Source organism: Nostoc sp. CALU 546, assembly GCF_048836525.1.
Genome location: NZ_JAWJTF010000073.1, coordinates 1 through 2,421, shown reverse-complemented (window position 1 = coordinate 2,421; position 2,421 = coordinate 1). Strand labels below are relative to the sequence as shown.

General features: G+C 44.0%; 1 protein-coding gene. It reads right to left on the bottom strand.

Annotated features, from left to right (window positions below; translation table 11 throughout):
- Nucleotides 1-54 precede the first annotated feature (54 nt).
- On the bottom strand, nt 55-1,830 hold the full coding sequence (locus RRG12_RS28395) for an SWIM zinc finger family protein (RefSeq protein ID WP_420761501.1): 1,776 nt from the start codon (nt 1,828-1,830) through the stop codon (nt 55-57).
- Between the last annotated feature and the right edge of the window lie 591 nt (nt 1,831-2,421).

The following is a 2,421-nucleotide window of genomic DNA, read 5'->3' as shown; positions in this document are numbered from 1 at the left end:
CTTCTGCCTCCTGCCTTCTGCCTTCTGCCTTCTGCCTCCTGCCTCCTGCCTCCTTCAATCCATATCTCTCTGCTTAAACATTCCCATCAATTTACGTTTACGAGCGTGGGTTTGCATCAAATTGTCCCGATAGCTTAACCAGTCAGCTTTCTTCCCAGATTTTAAGTAGGCATTACGTGCTTTTTTCAACCATTCAACCGCGTAATAGTAGTATTCGGCTTTACCTGCATCCATAATCTTTTCGGCACGGCGACGAGCATTAGCAATCACCCAACCAGGATTGTGAGAGATAGCAGCATCCATAACTCGGTGAATCAACTCTGAATCATAAGAACTGAGTTCACTAGCGATCGCAATTGCATCGTCAATTAGCCCTTCATGCAAGAATATATCCACCTTGGCCGATTCTGTTCCCCAACTGCTATCAGTACGGATAATTCTCAGCAAGTCTGTTTTGACGCTTTCCCAGTTTTCCCCAGCCAATTCTGCCATCTTTTGGTAGTCAACAAAAGAGGGCTTGACTTGAAAAGCCGCCTTGATTGCTAATAAAGCAGCTTCACTATTACCTAACTCCAGAGCTAAATCACTTGTCCAAATCCCCAATTCGTACTGAGAATTACCTGGTAAATTTAATCCACTCTGGGCTATATCTAGCGCTTGCTGTAATGCTCCCTGAACACTGAGTGTTTTCGCTAGGGCAAAAGCCTCTTCCATTGAAATCATTTGGGTTTGAGCAGCATCAATTGCTTCTTCCACCCTACCTAAACGCCCTAGCATTGTTAGATATTGCTGGGTTTGTCCTTCCGCTTCTGCTAAATACAGGTATTCTTGAGAACGTTGCTGACGTTCAAGAATTTTCAGGCGAATTAGTGCCAAATCATCAGCGTAGTCTGGCACATCTTCTTCCCAAGCTCCCCTTTCGGTGATATTACCTTGGAGAACTTCTAGTAGTGGTGGATAATCCCAACCTTGGCGTAAAGCTTCCATAACTAGACCAAAATCAACATTCCAGTCATCTTGCCAAGCTTCTAAATTTATTTGAATATCAACTTTTTCTTCTGGGGTGAGTTCGGTACTGAGAATTGCTTCACACCAAGCATGATTCAATTCCTCCACAAGTTCATCGTTTTCAGCACCGTATTCTGCAACATCATCCCAATTTTCCACACAGGTAGAGGTAATCGCTTCCAAAATAGCGATCGCATTTTCACCCTCTCCCCGTTCGCTAAAATTTACGGCAGTTTGCACTACACTCAGCAATTCCTCAGCAATTGGGTCTTCTTCATACCCCTCCTCAAAGTAGCGCACGGTATTCTTGAGAATCTGCCGTACTTGCCGCCGAAACGGAATCGGATCAATAGTACTGCGGCGCAGGGATTTTATAGTTGTTAGCTTGTCAGTAGGATTCGTCATCCAACTTACATGGCGATCAATCGCCTCAATCATTGGTGGGTATTCTCTTACCAACTCTTGCAACAGCCTTTGAGTTTGGATATAGTCCAGGCGATTTAGTAATTGTTCTAGGGTGGGGCGCTGCTCAATACTTTCTGAGTTACGGGCACAGACAAGCATCGTGGCTACAATGTGTTTGCACCACCCGTCAAAGTCGTAAGCACAGGTGCAGTTGACTGACGTTAACCCACTGCTATCGAAACTCAGATTGACATGATAAGGTCTAGCTTGAGTGCCCATAACATCTGCCTGAACCAGATGACCACGTTGGGTAATAGCATTGACAGCACCAGCCTTATAGTATGCCTCGCCCCGCTGGAAAGATTTGGCGTTGGCATGACGGCGGATAGTAAATTCACTAATTTGGGGAATAGACATCGAGCGATCGCCTGCGTAAATCTTTTGGATCAATCCTAAATCCAGCTTAGGTGTTCAGCTAACGTGCTGTAAAGAAAAAGGTGTGGGGATTGGGGATTGGAGATTGGGTATTGGGTACTGGGGATTGGGAATTGGAAAATAGTATTTTTGGCGTTGCATATTTATTTGCGGGATGATTTTGCTAGTTTTGTGGGATGGGCCGAAAAGCCACTGGTGTCTACTTTTGCCAAAAATAGCGTACTGATTGGGTGTTGTTCACCCGCCAGGGATTGTAAATCCCTGACTAATTGCTCAAGTCTACTGAAGTAGACTGAAAATTTTTGCGCTATGAAGTCCTCTTCAGAGGACTTTAGCTATGAGACAGGGATTTACAATCCCTGGCGGACGTGCGGTTTCGCGTTAAGTTGACACCAATGAGCAATGTGCTTTACCCCTACAAAAAATCTATATGTATCAAGATTTTTGTGAAATGGTATGAGATAGTTTTTTTACGAGTAATCGAGCAGACTCCTAATGAAACGTGGTTTATTACTGTTAAGACAGTCATAAACCACGTACTAAACTTGATATTACCTTTTACCTTTTAATAGA

Bases quoted from the DNA above. Each gene is read 5' to 3' on its own strand.
- RRG12_RS28395 (WP_420761501.1), bottom strand. From the start codon at position 1,830: ATGTCTATTCCCCAAATTAGTGAATTTACTATCCGCCGTCATGCCAAC.